Source organism: Pseudoalteromonas sp. R3 (genome assembly GCF_004014715.1).
GTDB lineage: Bacteria > Pseudomonadota > Gammaproteobacteria > Enterobacterales > Alteromonadaceae > Pseudoalteromonas.
The window spans coordinates 915,817-930,205 of sequence record NZ_CP034835.1; the positions used below are offsets into that span (position 1 = coordinate 915,817).

At 47.8% G+C, this 14,389-nt stretch carries 10 protein-coding genes and 1 pseudogene; 4 read left to right on the top strand and 7 right to left on the bottom strand.

The features are described from left to right. The 4 genes from deoC to xseB all read right to left on the bottom strand — a co-directional run bounded on the left by deoC (position 1) and on the right by xseB (position 4,288). The gene (deoC, locus tag ELR70_RS08930; RefSeq protein ID WP_054017281.1) at positions 1 to 765 is read right to left on the bottom strand and encodes a deoxyribose-phosphate aldolase; all 765 of its coding nucleotides are present in this window, start codon (positions 763 to 765) and stop codon (positions 1 to 3) included. A gap of 315 nt (positions 766 to 1,080) precedes the next feature. Next, a complete protein-coding gene (gene dxs / locus ELR70_RS08935; protein ID WP_054017292.1) occupies positions 1,081 to 2,940 on the bottom strand; it encodes a 1-deoxy-D-xylulose-5-phosphate synthase in 1,860 nt (619 codons plus the stop codon). Between the two features lie 211 nt (positions 2,941 to 3,151). Then, positions 3,152 to 4,039, bottom strand: coding sequence for a (2E,6E)-farnesyl diphosphate synthase (ispA, locus tag ELR70_RS08940; RefSeq protein ID WP_054017280.1), 888 nt, complete (start codon positions 4,037 to 4,039; stop codon positions 3,152 to 3,154). Positions 4,040 to 4,045: 6 nt separating this feature from the next. Continuing rightward, complete coding sequence (gene xseB / locus ELR70_RS08945; RefSeq protein WP_054017279.1) at positions 4,046 to 4,288, bottom strand: exodeoxyribonuclease VII small subunit; 243 nt, start codon at positions 4,286 to 4,288, stop codon at positions 4,046 to 4,048. 242 nt (positions 4,289 to 4,530) lie between these two features. On the opposite strand from xseB, the gene pomA reads away from it, so the two are divergent. The 3 genes from pomA to ELR70_RS08960 all read left to right on the top strand — a co-directional run bounded on the left by pomA (position 4,531) and on the right by ELR70_RS08960 (position 6,932). Beyond that, a complete protein-coding gene (gene pomA / locus ELR70_RS08950; protein WP_010382858.1) occupies positions 4,531 to 5,298 on the top strand; it encodes a flagellar motor protein PomA in 768 nt (255 codons plus the stop codon). A 2-nt stretch (positions 5,299 to 5,300) separates the two neighbouring features. Beyond that, positions 5,301 to 6,233 carry a flagellar motor protein MotB gene (locus ELR70_RS08955; RefSeq protein WP_054017278.1) on the top strand — a complete coding sequence of 311 codons (933 nt, stop codon included), beginning with the start codon at positions 5,301 to 5,303 and terminating at the stop codon, positions 6,231 to 6,233. 174 nt (positions 6,234 to 6,407) lie between these two features. Further along, the gene (locus tag ELR70_RS08960) at positions 6,408 to 6,932 is read left to right on the top strand and encodes a hypothetical protein (protein ID WP_082353340.1); all 525 of its coding nucleotides are present in this window, start codon (positions 6,408 to 6,410) and stop codon (positions 6,930 to 6,932) included. Between the two features lie 298 nt (positions 6,933 to 7,230). On the opposite strand, the gene ELR70_RS08965 is transcribed toward ELR70_RS08960, so the two are convergent. The 3 genes and pseudogenes from ELR70_RS08965 to putA all read right to left on the bottom strand — a co-directional run bounded on the left by ELR70_RS08965 (position 7,231) and on the right by putA (position 13,422). Next, positions 7,231 to 7,896, bottom strand: coding sequence for a hypothetical protein (locus tag ELR70_RS08965; RefSeq protein WP_128064552.1), 666 nt, complete (start codon positions 7,894 to 7,896; stop codon positions 7,231 to 7,233). A 309-nt stretch (positions 7,897 to 8,205) separates the two neighbouring features. After that, complete coding sequence (locus tag ELR70_RS08970) at positions 8,206 to 9,429, bottom strand: aromatic amino acid transport family protein (RefSeq protein ID WP_054017276.1); 1,224 nt, start codon at positions 9,427 to 9,429, stop codon at positions 8,206 to 8,208. Positions 9,430 to 9,619: 190 nt separating this feature from the next. Next, a pseudogene (gene putA / locus ELR70_RS08975) lies at positions 9,620 to 13,422 on the bottom strand (bifunctional proline dehydrogenase/L-glutamate gamma-semialdehyde dehydrogenase PutA). A gap of 372 nt (positions 13,423 to 13,794) precedes the next feature. Between putA and ELR70_RS08980 the strand changes: the two are divergent. Beyond that, positions 13,795 to 14,283 (top strand): winged helix-turn-helix transcriptional regulator, encoded by a 489-nt coding sequence (locus tag ELR70_RS08980; protein ID WP_054017274.1) that lies wholly within the window; start codon positions 13,795 to 13,797, stop codon positions 14,281 to 14,283. Positions 14,284 to 14,389 lie beyond the last annotated feature (106 nt).

The following is a 14,389-nucleotide window of genomic DNA, read 5'->3' on the forward strand; positions in this document are numbered from 1 at the left end:
TCAGTATCCTCCCTTAGCTTCACAGACAAAACCTGTCAGTGTCGACAGTACATCACTGAGCAAGCCAGATGCACCAAACCTAAAGTGTTGCTTGTTTACCCACTCCGGGCCCATTATTTGACCGGCCAGGGTCAGATAAGCCTGAGCATCGGTAACCGTACGTACGCCACCAGCGGCTTTAAAGCCGACATTTTTGCCACTGCTTTTGATGGCATTGAGCATCACCTGTGCGGCGTCTAAAGTAGCATTGACGCTGACCTTGCCGGTACTGGTTTTGATGAAGTCTGCACCTGCATTGATTGCGATACACGATGCCTGCTCAATTAATTTTGGTGTTGCCAATACACCAGATTCAATAATCACTTTGAGTTGTGCTTTTGGGCCGCAAACTTGTTTGCATTGCTGAATAAGTGTATGACCGACATCTGGATTGCCTGCCATCAGAGCTGTGTAGGGAAAGACCACATCTACTTCATCGGCACCGAGCGCAACTGCCGCACGGGTTTGTTCAACTGCACGGGCGATATCCTCTGAGCCATGAGGGAAGTTAGTGACAGTGGCAATCCTTACCCCCGCTGCCAGATGTTGTCTGGCCAGAGGGATATGTTGAGGGAAAATACAAATCGCTGCGACGTTGCCGGCCTCTGAGCTGGCCTGCTGGCAAAGCCGGATAATGTCTTTGTCGCTTTCTGCGCCGGTCAGGCTGGTTAAATCCATACAATTGAGTGCCAGTTGTGCGGCATTTTTGAGTGTTGCTAATGACATAGGGGACTCCTATTGTGCTGCCGATATAATGTGGTCAGGCAGCAAAGAACCACTTTCCCAAATGTTCGAGGAGGGCGCGCAGGTGGGCATAGCTCACTCGACAATTGGGGACTCGAGTGGACTTGGTTCCGTGAAGACTTGTACGCTGTGTGCAAGCTAATTCCGTTTAATCACCGGCGTATTGTCTGTTAGTCAGCATCGGATTACCAGCTTAAAAGGGTGTTGTTTTGATATGACGCAAATCAAACAAGTAAATACCAATTACAAAAAAGCCACAGCAAGGTCTGTGGCTTTTTAATAGCAAAGCTGACTGCGCTATAATACCGCTTCGATTCGTTTCTGGATCCCGTCGGCATCCAGGCCCATTTCGGCGTGCATCTCATCCTGAGTACCATGCTTGATGAACTCATCGGGAATGCCAAGGTGCAAAACTGGCTTGAGGATCTGCGCAGCGGCTAAGTGCTCACTGACGGCACTACCGGCACCGCCTGCGATGGCGTTATCTTCCAATGTCACTAGCAGGTCATGCTCGGCTGCCAGCTTTTCAACCATGTCGCCGTCTAGTGGTTTCACAAAACGCATATCAACCAAAGTTGCATCCAGCGCATCTGCGACTGGTTTTGCGTTATGTAATAAGGTACCAAAGTTAAGAATGGCGACCTTCTTACCTGAGCGCAGTTGGTTTGCCTTGCCTATTTCCAGCTCGGTCATCTGCGCCTCAATCTCTGCTTCACCGGCAGACCCTCTTGGGTAACGCACTGCGGCAGGTTGCTGCAGGCGGTGGCCAGTGTAAAGCATCTGACGGCATTCATTCAGGTCACTTGGGGCCATAATCACCATATTGGGAATACAACGCATAAAGCTCAGATCGTAAGCGCCCTGGTGTGTCTCACCATCGGCACCAACAATGCCAGCACGGTCAATGGCAAACAGCACCGGCAGGTTTTGCAATGCGACATCGTGGATCAGCTGATCGTAACCCCGTTGCAAAAAGCTGGAGTAAATGGCCACGACCGGGTTCAGGCCTTCACAGGCAAAACCGGCACCTAAAGTCACGGCATGCTGCTCAGCAATTGCAACGTCAAAGTACTGGCTTGGATGCTCTTTTGAGAAGCGCACCATACCAGAACCCTCACGCATAGCCGGGGTAATGGCCATCAACTTGCCGTCTTGTTCTGCCATATCACACAGCCAGTCGCCAAAGACTTTCGAGAACGTTGGCGCGCTTGGCTTAGATTTAGGTAAGCTGTGTATGGATGGGTCGAATTTGGGTACACCGTGATAGCCAATCGGGTCGGCTTCCGCAGGCTGATAACCTTTCCCTTTTTGGGTTTTTACGTGCAACAGCTGAGGACCTTTAAGGTTACGCATGTTTCTCAGCGTATCAACCAGCATATTGACATCATGACCATCGATTGGGCCGATGTAGTTAAAGCCCAATTCCTCGAAAAAGGTACCCGGTATCACCATACCCTTAAGGTGTTCTTCAACCTTGCTGGCCAGCTCTTTGACGGGTGGTACGCCCGAGAGTAGCTTTTTACCGCCTTCGCGGATATTGGTGTAAAAACTGCCTGACAGAATGCGCGCGAAGTGATTATTTAATGCGCCTACATTTTCGGAAATAGACATCTCATTGTCGTTGAGGATCACGAGCATATCTGATTTTACATCACCGGCGTGGTTCATCGCTTCAAAGGCCATGCCCGCGGTCATAGCACCATCGCCAATCACGGCAACCACTTTGCGCCCTTGCTGCTCTTTTTCTGCGGCAATGGCCATGGCCAGTGCTGCTGAAATTGAAGTACTTGAGTGGCCAACACTGAATGTGTCGTACTCGCTCTCTTCACGGAACGGGAAAGGGTGCAGACCGTCTTTTTGACGAATCGTATGCATTTTGTCACGGCGACCTGTGAGTATTTTATGCGGGTAAGCCTGATGGCCAACATCCCATACTAAACGGTCTTCGGGAGTATTGTAGACATAGTGCAGCGCCACAGTAAGCTCTACCGTTCCCAGACCTGAGGCAAGGTGACCACTACTTTGCGAGACTGAGTTTAACAGGTAATCACGCAGTTCATTACTGAACTCGGTCAGTTTGTGTTGCGGCAAAGTTCGCAGCTGATCGGGCTGCTCTATCAAAGCCATAAGGGGATACTTGCTGTTATCAAGACTCATATTGATTATGTTATCCTGGGCAGAGTTTGCTGACTTAGCTGTCATCATTGTCTGCCATTTAATTTATAAAATCTGTTTCTGGTGTTCAGCCATACTGGCAGGCCACTTATGACCGCTATTTTCGAGGTACATGCTGCAATGCACCACAGTATAACTGAACTAGTTATTAATTTAGCGACTTATCAGTCGATTGCTAGTCTGTTTGCTGGGTTTAGTGGTCTCTGGCGATGATATAATCTGCTAGCAAAGCCAGAGCCTTTGTGTCTGCATCAATGTCTTGCAATGCCCGCTTTGCTTCATCAACCAGTGCCTGCGCTTTTTGCTTTGCGCCTGACAAACCCAGTAGTGCAGGATACGTAGATTTATTGTGTTCCAGATCAGAACCCTGCGGTTTGCCTAGTACTTCGGTGTTGCCTTCGATATCCAGAATGTCGTCCTGAACCTGAAACGCCAGGCCAATATTTTGGCCATATTCACGTAACCGTGCAAGCGTATGTGGTGACACATTGGGTGCGCATAGAGCACCCAGCTCAATGGCACAGGTGAGCAGAGCACCTGTTTTTAAGCGGTGGATACGCTCAAGTTGCTCCAGCGTGACTGATTTGTCTGTTGCAGCTAAATCTAGTGCCTGACCCCCGACCATGCCCTGTAAACCAGAAGCCTTTGCAAGTGTATTGATCATGACAATCTGATTATTTGCCGGCACGGAGAATGCGTGTCCTGATAACAACTCAAATGCCAGCGTCTGCAAAGCATCACCTGCCAAAATAGCCTGTGCTTCATCAAAGGCGATATGGCAGGTCGGTTTACCGCGACGCAGGTCATCATCGTCCATTGCAGGTAAATCGTCGTGGACCAGTGAGTAGCTGTGAATACATTCAACAGCAGCGGCTGCAACATCCAAGTCATCAGGTGCAGCGCCAAAAATCTGACCTGCCGTGTAAACAAGAAACGGGCGCAATCGCTTGCCACCATTACTAATACTGTAACGTGTTGCAGCAATGGCTGTGCTGTCACTGTCCAGTTCCTGTGCAAAGTATGCTGCTACGGTTTTGTCTACCTGGGCTCTGGCTTGGGCAAGTTGTGCTTGTAAATCCACCGTTTATTATTCCAGCTCGTCTGTAAATTCGTTCAGTGGGCTTTGCTCATCGTTGCCCAGCAAAATTGCGACTTTCTGTTCAGCCTGTTGTAGCTTTTGTGAGGAAGCATTGGCCAATTTAATACCCCGTTCAAATTGTTTGAGTGATTGTTCCAGGGTCAGTTCGCCGCGTTCCATGTCCTGTACTATGCCTTCAAGCTCGCCAACAGCTTCTTCAAAGCTCATGTTTTCCGGTTTTTTTGTCGCCATGTGCAATATTCACTTTGAGCTAAATTAAAAAACGCCTAATTTTATGAGTATTACAGATTGAGGTCAAAGATCTCTCGGACTTTTTACGTTATATAGTCCGGGGGGAATTGCCAATGGCTTATGAATTCGCAATTTCAAGGCAATTTAATATAATTGAGTTAAGTTATTGCAAAACTGGCCGATAACTCTGTCGATAATAATAACTGCGTGATAGATAGCGGGTAATTTCTTTTGGAGGGTGTGTGGATTTAGCAACCGTGATTGGGATCTTAGGGGCCATTGGCTTGATTGTGATGTCCATGGTACTTAGTAGTGATGGCCAGGTCGCCATGTTTTACAACACTCCATCAGTGGTTATTGTATTTGGTGGCTCGATATTTATCGTGCTTTCTAACTTTACCATGAGCCAGTTTTTTGGCATTGGTAAGGTGGCCGGTAAGGCCTTTATGTTTAAACTGGAAACACCTGAAGAGTTAATTGAAAAAGCAGTTGAACTGGCTGATTCAGCACGTAAAGGTGGGTTTTTGGCGTTAGAAGAAGCGGAGATCCCTAATTCCTTTATGCGCAAGGGTGTTGATATGCTGGTGGATGGCCACGATGCAGATGTCGTCCGGGCAACATTGCAAAAAGACATTGCACTGACCTCTACTCGACATGAGATGGGCGCCGGGTTGTTTAAGTCTCTGGCGGATATCGCTCCGGCAATGGGTATGATAGGGACCCTGATTGGTCTGGTAGCTATGTTATCGAACATGGATGATCCTAAGGCAATCGGACCTGCTATGGCCGTAGCACTATTGACCACTTTATATGGTGCGTTTTTAGCGAACGTAGTCGCCATTCCTATTCAGGTAAAACTGGAGCTGCGCAAAGACGAAGAAGAACGTAATCAGCGATTGATCCTGGATGCTATTTTGGGCATACAGGATGGGCAAAACCCGAAAGTGATTGAAGGTATTCTGAAAAATTATCTGCCTGAGTCTAAACGGGGTGGTGAGGCCGAGGAGTAGTTATGTCGGACGAGAACGAATGCAAATGTCCCCCCCCAGGCTTACCTGCCTGGATGGGGACCTTTGCCGATCTGATGTCGCTGCTGATGTGCTTCTTCGTTCTGCTGCTGGCGTTTTCGGAAATGGATGTACTGAAGTTTAAGCAAATAGCAGGCTCGATGAAGTTTGCGTTTGGTGTACAGAACAAAATTGAAGTAAAAGACATTCCCAAAGGTACCAGCGTGATTGCGATGGAGTTCACACCGGGTAAACCCGAGCCGACACCCATAGAAACGATTCAACAGCAAACTGTTGAGATGACTCAGCAAATGCTTGAATTTCAGGCCGGGGACGAAAGCTCGGCGGGTGGTCGACAAGAACAAAGGGGCAACAAGCGTGGTGGTGAATCTTCCAGTACGGCCCAAGAGCAGTCGATGACTCAGGCAATAGCAGCTGCGGAGCAAGAGCAAGTAAACGAGCTGGTGAAAAAAATCGCCCAACAGCTTGAAAAACAAATCATGGATGGTGCTATTGAACTTGAATCACTTGGTCAGCAGATCATCATACGTATTCAGGAAAACGGTTCTTTTCCATCGGGCAGTGCATTCTTACAACCTAAATTCAAGCCTGTGATCCAGGACATTGCGCAGTTACTCAAAGATGTACCCGGCGAAATAACGGTGTCCGGGCACACTGACGATTTTCAGTTTTCAAATGAGCTTTACAGCAATAACTGGGATCTGTCTGCGACCCGCGCGGTTGCGGTTGCAACTGAAATGCAAACTGTACCTGGGTTTGATAAAAACCGCATGGTGGTGGTTGGTCACGCAGATACCCGGCCACTGGTCCCCAACGAAACGGATGTAGATCGACGACGTAATCGCCGGGTGGAAATATCGATTATGCAAGGCAAAGCCAAAGAATCCGACCCAATAAATGTGCGTGGAAACAACTAGAAGTATTGCGTGGTACCGATTCTTGGGCTAGGCTATTCAGCGGATTTTAATCTAATAATGTTAATGGAGAAAACAATGCTAAGTAAATACGCGTATATGCCGGGTTCCAATGGTGGTGGTGCTGACGAAGGTGATGAACAGCCAAAGTAATGGCAGTAAGGTTATAATCTGATAATGACGAGTATCGATATTCTTGGGCCCCACGTCCCGGTTATTCACAATACACTGATAGCGATCATTGATAGCCAGATGATTTTGGTGTCGATAGCCGTTGTATTGTTCTATTTTTTAAAGGACAGACAAGCGTTAAGATACTCGTTACTTTGCCTCGTTTTCTTTATCAATGGTTATTTAACCTACGACCTAATTTTGAGTGTCGATGGTGGCAAAGTCTACCGTTACATTTACTGGGCAGCGATGGATGTACTCTTTATCGCCATAGTTGCCTACTGGGCACTTAAAGACAAAATGTATATGTGGCAGAGTATCATCTGTCAGCTTGTGGTTATCCCCGCCCCCTTATTACAACTTTTCAGGCTCGTTGATCGCCATCTGATGGATCTCAGCTACTCAGGTTACCTGTACATGACGGTATTACCTTTGGTTAATTATGCAACCGTGTTCTTATGCTTTGTGCCGCTTATCTATGTGTTGGGTAAAAATAGAAAAACCACTAAAGTAACCGAAGAAACCAGCTAACCCCGGGCTGTTACCTGCTCCTGTTTACAGGTCGGCTTAACAATCCGAAGTTCATATTTTCTCGCCTCAAAATGGAACACTTAATGAAGCAAATTGGTATAACCCCTCGCGTGCGAGGCGCCAGGAGCGCATAGGTAACACTGCCATAGGCTTGTTCAATTTGAAGGAGTAAATAGGACGCTAACGGCGTTAAAAATTTCTCATTTAGAACAACTAAACAGCAAAACTTTTGCCTTGTTATCGACCCTATTTTCTCGCCTCAAAATAGAACACTTAATTAAGCAAATTGGTATAAAAACTACTTAATGTCGATTTGAGTAATACTCAGTTCGGCATCATCGTTGTCTATTGCGAGTGTGCCGGAGACCTTTACAGCTGTTTTATTACCCGAGCTGTCAGGCAACGCCACACTGGTTGTGCCAAACTGACATGACTCTAGTTTATCCGTAGTTGTTAAAGCAACGCTCAGGCAATGTGTTGTTGCGTTATCACCTGTACCCTGAGTTTCACAGAAGCTAGGGTTTAAGGTATCCAGCTGGCTTTGTGCTACCTGTGATAATGAATAGGATAATGCGAACCCATCTTGGGTGCAGTTCATAGTCACAGGGTTCTGGTTGCTTTCTGATGTACCTAACGTAAAGCGGTTTTCATCTTTATCACGGTACCAGATAGTGATGTCACTGGCTGGGGTTGTTAATGTGGTATGTGCAGGAGAGCCCAGGCTGCGCCAGTCATCAAGAGATTTCAGCTCAGGTAAAGCACCAGTAAATGTAATTGCAGGGCTGTAGTAATACAATTCTCCCTGTTTAACCGAGCCATTGTCGTCACCTATCCAAGTCTGGGCACCACTTGAACCAAATATGTCGGCTGCCAGCAAGCACAGTGTTTCGTCTGAACTGAGCTGGTGAGAAGCATTTAATGAAAACTTGTCTGCATAGATAAGCAGCTGCGGCTTTGATTGCAACCGTGCTCCTTCGATCTGCCAGAAAACAGCGGTGCGCTCAAACTTGTTGAGCGAGCGTTGCGCACTAAAATCGTTGCCGCAACTTTGTACGGTTGAGCTTGTATCCGATGACCATTGTTACTTGACGAATTTGGATCGGCTTTTAATGGTTCGCTGTTTTCTCCGCCACAGGCAATTAGCAAAACGGTTGGAAGAATGAGGGGGATGAGATGTTTCATGCGGTCCTTCTTAACTACGGCTGGGAATGTCTTAGTGCGGACATTATATCGCCAGCCACAGTTAAATCGAGGCAAAAAGTGTGGTTAATTGTTAAAGTGCCGGGATCACACCCAGCATTTGCAGACATTGTGCAGAAATGATCAGTACACCACATAAGCCAGCACAAATCAGTCCAACATTACCGCCAACAACCTGGTAGCCGTCAGCTGTCGGGTTATCGCCTTTGGTCGTCTGATGCGTTTTACGTTGTTGCCAGACCATAGCAACGGGGAGGAAAATGGCGAGCACAACGAGTGCGATAGCAGCATAGCCCAGCGCCATGATAAATCCCTGCGGGTAAAACAGTGCAAAGCCAAGAGGAGGCAAGAAAGTGATCAGCGCAGTGATCACTCGCTCAGACACGGTATTGCGTTTTTTAAAGGCGTCTGCAAAAAAGTCGAACAGACCCAGGCTGACGCCAAGAAATGACGTTGCCAGCGCCAGATCGGCAAACAGGGTGACAAAAGTGCTTACTTGCGGACTATGCGCAATATTAGAAATACTGGCAACGAATCCAGGCAAACCTTCACTGTTGAGTAGGGCGCTCTGTGCCATCACGCCCTGGCTAAGCAGTTGCCAGCCGATATAAATCACTAGGGGTAATGAAGCCCCGACTATCATCACTTTTCTTAAAGTGCGTATATCCAGCCCAACGTATTTAACGATGGAAGGAATAGAGCCATGAAAACCAAATGACGTGAAGATAACGGGTAGTGCAGAGATGATCAGCCCTTGTTCTACCGGCATATCTAATAAGTGCTGCCCGCGCACATAGGGAGTCAGAACAAAAAACAAACTGGCCAAAACAACTATCTTGATTGCAAACAGAACACGGTTGAGTTTATCAACTGTACTGGTGCCCAGAGTGACGATTGTTGCAACAAGTACGGCCAGCAACACTGAGCCTGCCTGAGGTGCTATCTCCATATTGGTTAAGGCTGTAAGTTTTTCTTGTAGCTGAGCGCCTCCACCCGCGATATAGGCTGCACACAAGGCATAGAATAGAAAGACCATGGAGAAATTAGCAATATACTGACCTTTCTTGCCTAAAATGCGCTTGGCCAACGTGTTCAAGGTCGCTTCTTTACTGGCGTACTGGTGCAGTTCTAACATCAGTAATGCGGTATAAGTCATTAACACCCAGGTTGCCAGTATTAAGAGTAAAGCAGTGGTAAAGCCCAGGCCTGCTGAGGCGATAGGTAACGCCAGCATGCCAGCTCCAATTGTGGTGCCGGCGACAATTAACATGCTGCCGATGGTTTTGTTCTTTTGCACACATAGCCCCTAACTTTGTGAGAGAAGCAGGCACAATATAACGGTTAACTAAAAAATGAAATAGTTTTGCTACAAATCAAGGTACAGGCTTGTAATTTGTGCATTACAACTGTGTTAAGGCCATTGATATTAAATATAAAAAAAGCCGGCGAATGCCGGCTTAAGTGAAATTAAGATTTAACGAATTCTATTATTCGTCATCTTCTACCAATGTCATCAGAGAGGTATTACCACCCGATGCCGTGGTATCAATACTAATTGTTTTCTCTGTCACCAGACGGCTGATCAACGTATCGTAGTACTCAGCGCTGATCACTGGCAAAATGGCGCCCTTGCGCGCAGCCAGTTGCTGACTGAAGTAGCCCAGGCGTGATGAGCGGGCAGCAACCACTGCGCCAGACAGGTGAGGGTGCGCCAGAATAGCCTGTAACTGGTTTGGCTTAGCAACCTGGAATACCCCTTCGGCAACGCCAGTCGCGATAAACTTATCGCGGAACGCCTGTGCTTCTTCATAGAATAACTCAGAGGCAACCGTAATTACCGTGTTACCGGCAGCCAGAGCGGTAATGACCGACAACGCCCAGAAGTTAAATGAGGTACTCTTATCGGCATAACACACTACACAGCCACGAGGCTCAAGGTGCAGGGTGTTAGATTCACCCGTTGGCCCAGGTAATACTATGTGTGAACGCATACGTTTTTCCAGGCGGTTCAACTGGGCACGAGCATCTGCCAGCGTCAGGGCTAAGTCATCAGCCAACTCGTCGATGATCTCAACCGTGGCTACCTTAGCCAGTAGCTGACGCACCGCAGAAACACGGTCATTCAGTGGAGTTGCACGCCAGATCTTCTCGTCGCGCAGCGAGTTCTGCATCAGAGCTTCAACCTGCTCAACGGCACCCGGGAAGTGGTGTGTTTCCAGCTCATCTGGTGTCAGATTGGTCATCTGCACGTTATCCGGAGACGCTTTTTCTTTAACCAGGCGCAACAGGTAGTTTGGACCACCTGCTTTAGGACCAGTACCAGACAGGCCTCGACCACCAAACGGCTGAACACCAACGATAGCACCAATCATATTACGGTTAACGTAGACATTACCCGCGCGAGACATCTTAGCCAGGTACTCACAGCGTGCTTCGATACGTGAGTGAACCCCCATAGTCAGGCCGTATCCAGTGCCATTGATCTGGTCGATTACCTTGTCCAGATCTTCACCTTTGAAGCGGATGATATGGACAACCGGACCAAAGACTTCGCGTTTAAGTACTGACAGGTCAGAGATTTCATACAAGCGCGGTGCAAAGAAGTAAGCACCATTCTCGCTGTTGTCCGGGATCTTAGCTTCGAACAATAGCTTGCCATTGCTCTTCATAAATCAACGTGCTTGGTTAGCGCATTCAATGCTTTTTCGTCGATAACTGGGCCTACGTCTGTAGACAACATGGCTGGATCACCAACATGCAGTTCTTGCAGTGCACCCTGAAGCATTTTGATAATGCCATCAGCCACATCTTCTTGCAGGAACAATACACGTAGTGCAGAACAGCGCTGACCTGCACTTTGGAAGCCTGATGAAATCACATCATCCACAACCTGCTCAGGCAGTGCTGTTGAGTCAACGACCATACAGTTCTGGCCACCCGTTTCAGCGATCAGAGGTACCTGGATATCGTTACGCTCAGCCAGGATCTGTGAAATCAGGGTGCCGGTTTCAGTAGAGCCGGTAAACATCACGGCCTGAATACGCTCATCCGGTACAATGTGCTTACCCACTTCACTACCACGGGCAATAACTGGCTGTACGACGTGCTCTGGCAAGCCCACAGTACGCATCAACTCGATACAACGCAATGCAATCATACTGGTTTGCTCAGCAGGTTTTGCAATAACTGTATTACCAGTCACAATAGCAGCGGCAACCTGACCAAGGAAAATCGCCAGCGGGAAGTTCCAAGGGCTGATACATAAAATCACGCCACGGGCTTCAAAGCGCTCGTCTTTAGCCAGCTCTTCGGCACGGGCTGCATAGTAGCGACAGAAGTCGACGGCTTCACGGACTTCATCGATGCCATCTTGAGTGATCTTACCGGCTTCTTTAATACAGATTGCAACCAGCTCATCGTGATGACGCTCAAGAATGTCACCGACGCGGCGCAGCAGATCAGCACGCTCTTTTACTGGTGTTTGCGACCAGTCTGCAAAAGCGTTTTCGGCATTACTTAGAATGCTTTGCATGTACGCATCATCGTGCACAGGCACATGACCGACAATCTCTTTATGATTGGCCGGGTTACGAACCGCCATACGACCTTCTGGCACATCATTTTCTTCGATACGATGTTCATTGAACCAGTTGTCCAGATTCTCTTTGAATGGCGTCAGCACGTTGATATCAGTCAGGTCCATACCCTTTGAGTTAGGACGCTCAGCACCATACAGCTCGATAGGCAGGCTGATCTGCTTGTTGTATTTGTTGCGCAGGCCTTGCAGGGTTTCAACCGGATCTGGCAGTAACGACTCTACCGGCTTAGTAGTGTCGACAATGGCGTTTACAAACGATGAGTTAGCGCCATTTTCCAGTAGACGACGTACCAGATAAGCTAGCAAGTCTTCATGATGGCCAACCGGTGCATAAACACGGCACTGAATGCCTTCACTTTCAACGATTTGATCAAATAGTGACTCACCCATGCCATGCAGGCGCTGGAATTCGAATCCAGTATTGTCGCCTTTCGCAACTTCAAGGATGGTTGCGGCTGTGTAGGCGTTGTGTGTTGCAAACTGCGGGAACAGCACATCACGTGCTTCCAGTAGCTTGATAGCACAGGCTTTATAAGACACATCGGTGGTTGCTTTACGGGTAAATACTGGGAAGTGGTCTAAACCGTCTTGCTGCGTGGTTTTAATTTCAGTATCCCAGTAGGCACCTTTTACCAGGCGGACCATCAGCTTGCGGCCAACGCGTCGTGCCAGATCAGCAACCCATTCAACAACGAAAATGGCACGTTTTTGATAGGCTTGTACCGCCAGACCGAAACCATTCCAGCCATCCAGCTCTGGAGCTGAGAAGACGGCTTCAATTACGTCTAAAGAAATGTCCAGTCGATCGGCTTCTTCAGCATCTACGGTAAAGCCGATGTCGTATTGCTTGGCCGCCACAGCCAGTTCTTTCAGCTTTGGTACCAGCTCGTCCATTACACGGTCGCTGTGAGAAAACTCATAACGTGGGTGGATAGCAGAAAGCTTAACAGAAATGCCCGGGCTTTTGATTGGACCACGACCCGCCGCTGCTTTACCAATGGCATGGATCGCATTCATGTAGCTCTGGTAGTAGCGCTCAGCGTCGGCCATTGTACGTGCGCCTTCGCCCAGCATATCGTACGAGTATACATAGCCTTTTTGTTCTTTTTCTGCGGCGCGGGTAATGGCGTCCTGAATGGTCTCACCCATTACGAACTGCTTACCCATGATCTTCATAGCAAAGTTTACAGACTTACGGATCACCGGCTCACCAAGGCGGCCAATGGTACGTTTCAGAACACCAAACTGCTCTTCCTGATTTTTATCGCTGTAGTTCACCATTTTACCGGTAACCAACAGGCCCCAGCTAGAGGCGTTGACGAACAGAGAATCACTGCTACCTAAATGCGAGCTCCAGTCACCTTTGGCCAGTTTGTCACGAATAAGCTGATCCTGAGTTTCTTTATCTGGCACGCGAAGTAGGGCTTCAGCCAGACACATCAGTACTACGCCTTCTTCTGACGACAGAGAGAATTCGTTCAGCAGTGCGTCTACACCATTCTGGCCATCCTGATCGCGACGAATATTCAAAACCATCTGACGGGCTCTTTCCCAGGCACGGCTACGTGCCGTTACGCCGACTTCTGCCAGCGGCAGAATATGGTCGATAACTTCGTTTTCATCGATGCGGTAAAAATCGCGGATCTTCTGTCTGATAGGACAGGTGGTTGTCAAATCGCCGTTATAAAGCATAACTCAGCCTCATAAAATAAGAGTCAAAAATGATTGTAAATTGAACAACTTAATGCTTTGCGTGCTAACAAGGTTGGTAAGTACTTGCTAGTCGTTGCGTACCTATTAAATTTGGGCGGTACCTGCAAAAAGTCTCAATTACGACAATATGATGCGGTCATAGTGCTAACCTTAACACACCTCAGGGCGTGTTCAACTTTTAGCCAGTCTCGCGTTCTAATAAATGGTTTGCCACGGATACGATCTTAATGTGGCGGTTACGTCAAATTTCGGGGACATTCTATCGAAAAGACAGCAGAATATGCTGTCTTATTTTTTTTGATTACGGTAAATTTGCGGGTAATTGCGAAGCTGCACAGAATTTTATGCTGAATGACCACTTCAATTAAAACGCGGGTGCTCGACAGGATCGATATGGCAATTCTGGATATCCTGCAAAAAAATGCCCGTATTTCCAATGTAAACCTGGCGAAAGCCGTCAATCTGAGCCCCAGTCCATGCCTGGATCGCGTGAAAAAGCTGGAGGCCGAAGGGTATATTGAGGGCTATGCTGCTCAATTAAATGCGGCAAAGCTGGGACAGCACCTGGTTGCGCATGTTGAAATCACGCTTAAAAGCTCCACTGAGTCTGTATTTGAAACATTCAGGCAGCATGTGGTGGAGATCCCCAATGTCGTAGCCTGCGATATGGTTGCAGGGGGATTTGATTACCTGTTGAAGATCCGGGTGCAGGATATGCGTCAGTACCGTGAAGTACTCGGGCAGATTGTTGAAATACCTGGGGTTGGAACTAACCACACCTATATGGTGATAGAGCACATCAAAGAAGACAGAGGCGTGGAAGTGTTGAACTTTCAGTGATCACAAGATGGATTATCAGCTCATGGACAGATAATCCGGGTTTCATATTTTGTAACAAGCTTTTGGCCGCAAGTTAGCTGTAATTAGGAACAGAGTTGTTATTATA

What these genes read in the sequence shown, in the direction of transcription:
- xseB (WP_054017279.1), bottom strand. Translation starts at nt 4,288, where the DNA reads ATGGCGACAAAAAAACCGGAAAACATGAGCTTTGAAGAAGCTGTTGGC.
- deoC (WP_054017281.1), bottom strand. Translation starts at nt 765, where the DNA reads ATGTCATTAGCAACACTCAAAAATGCCGCACAACTGGCACTCAATTGT.
- ELR70_RS08980 (WP_054017274.1), top strand. Translation starts at nt 13,795, where the DNA reads ATGACCACTTCAATTAAAACGCGGGTGCTCGACAGGATCGATATGGCA.
- ELR70_RS08955 (WP_054017278.1), top strand. Translation starts at nt 5,301, where the DNA reads ATGTCGGACGAGAACGAATGCAAATGTCCCCCCCCAGGCTTACCTGCC.
- ELR70_RS08960 (WP_082353340.1), top strand. Translation starts at nt 6,408, where the DNA reads ATGACGAGTATCGATATTCTTGGGCCCCACGTCCCGGTTATTCACAAT.
- dxs (WP_054017292.1), bottom strand. Translation starts at nt 2,940, where the DNA reads ATGAGTCTTGATAACAGCAAGTATCCCCTTATGGCTTTGATAGAGCAG.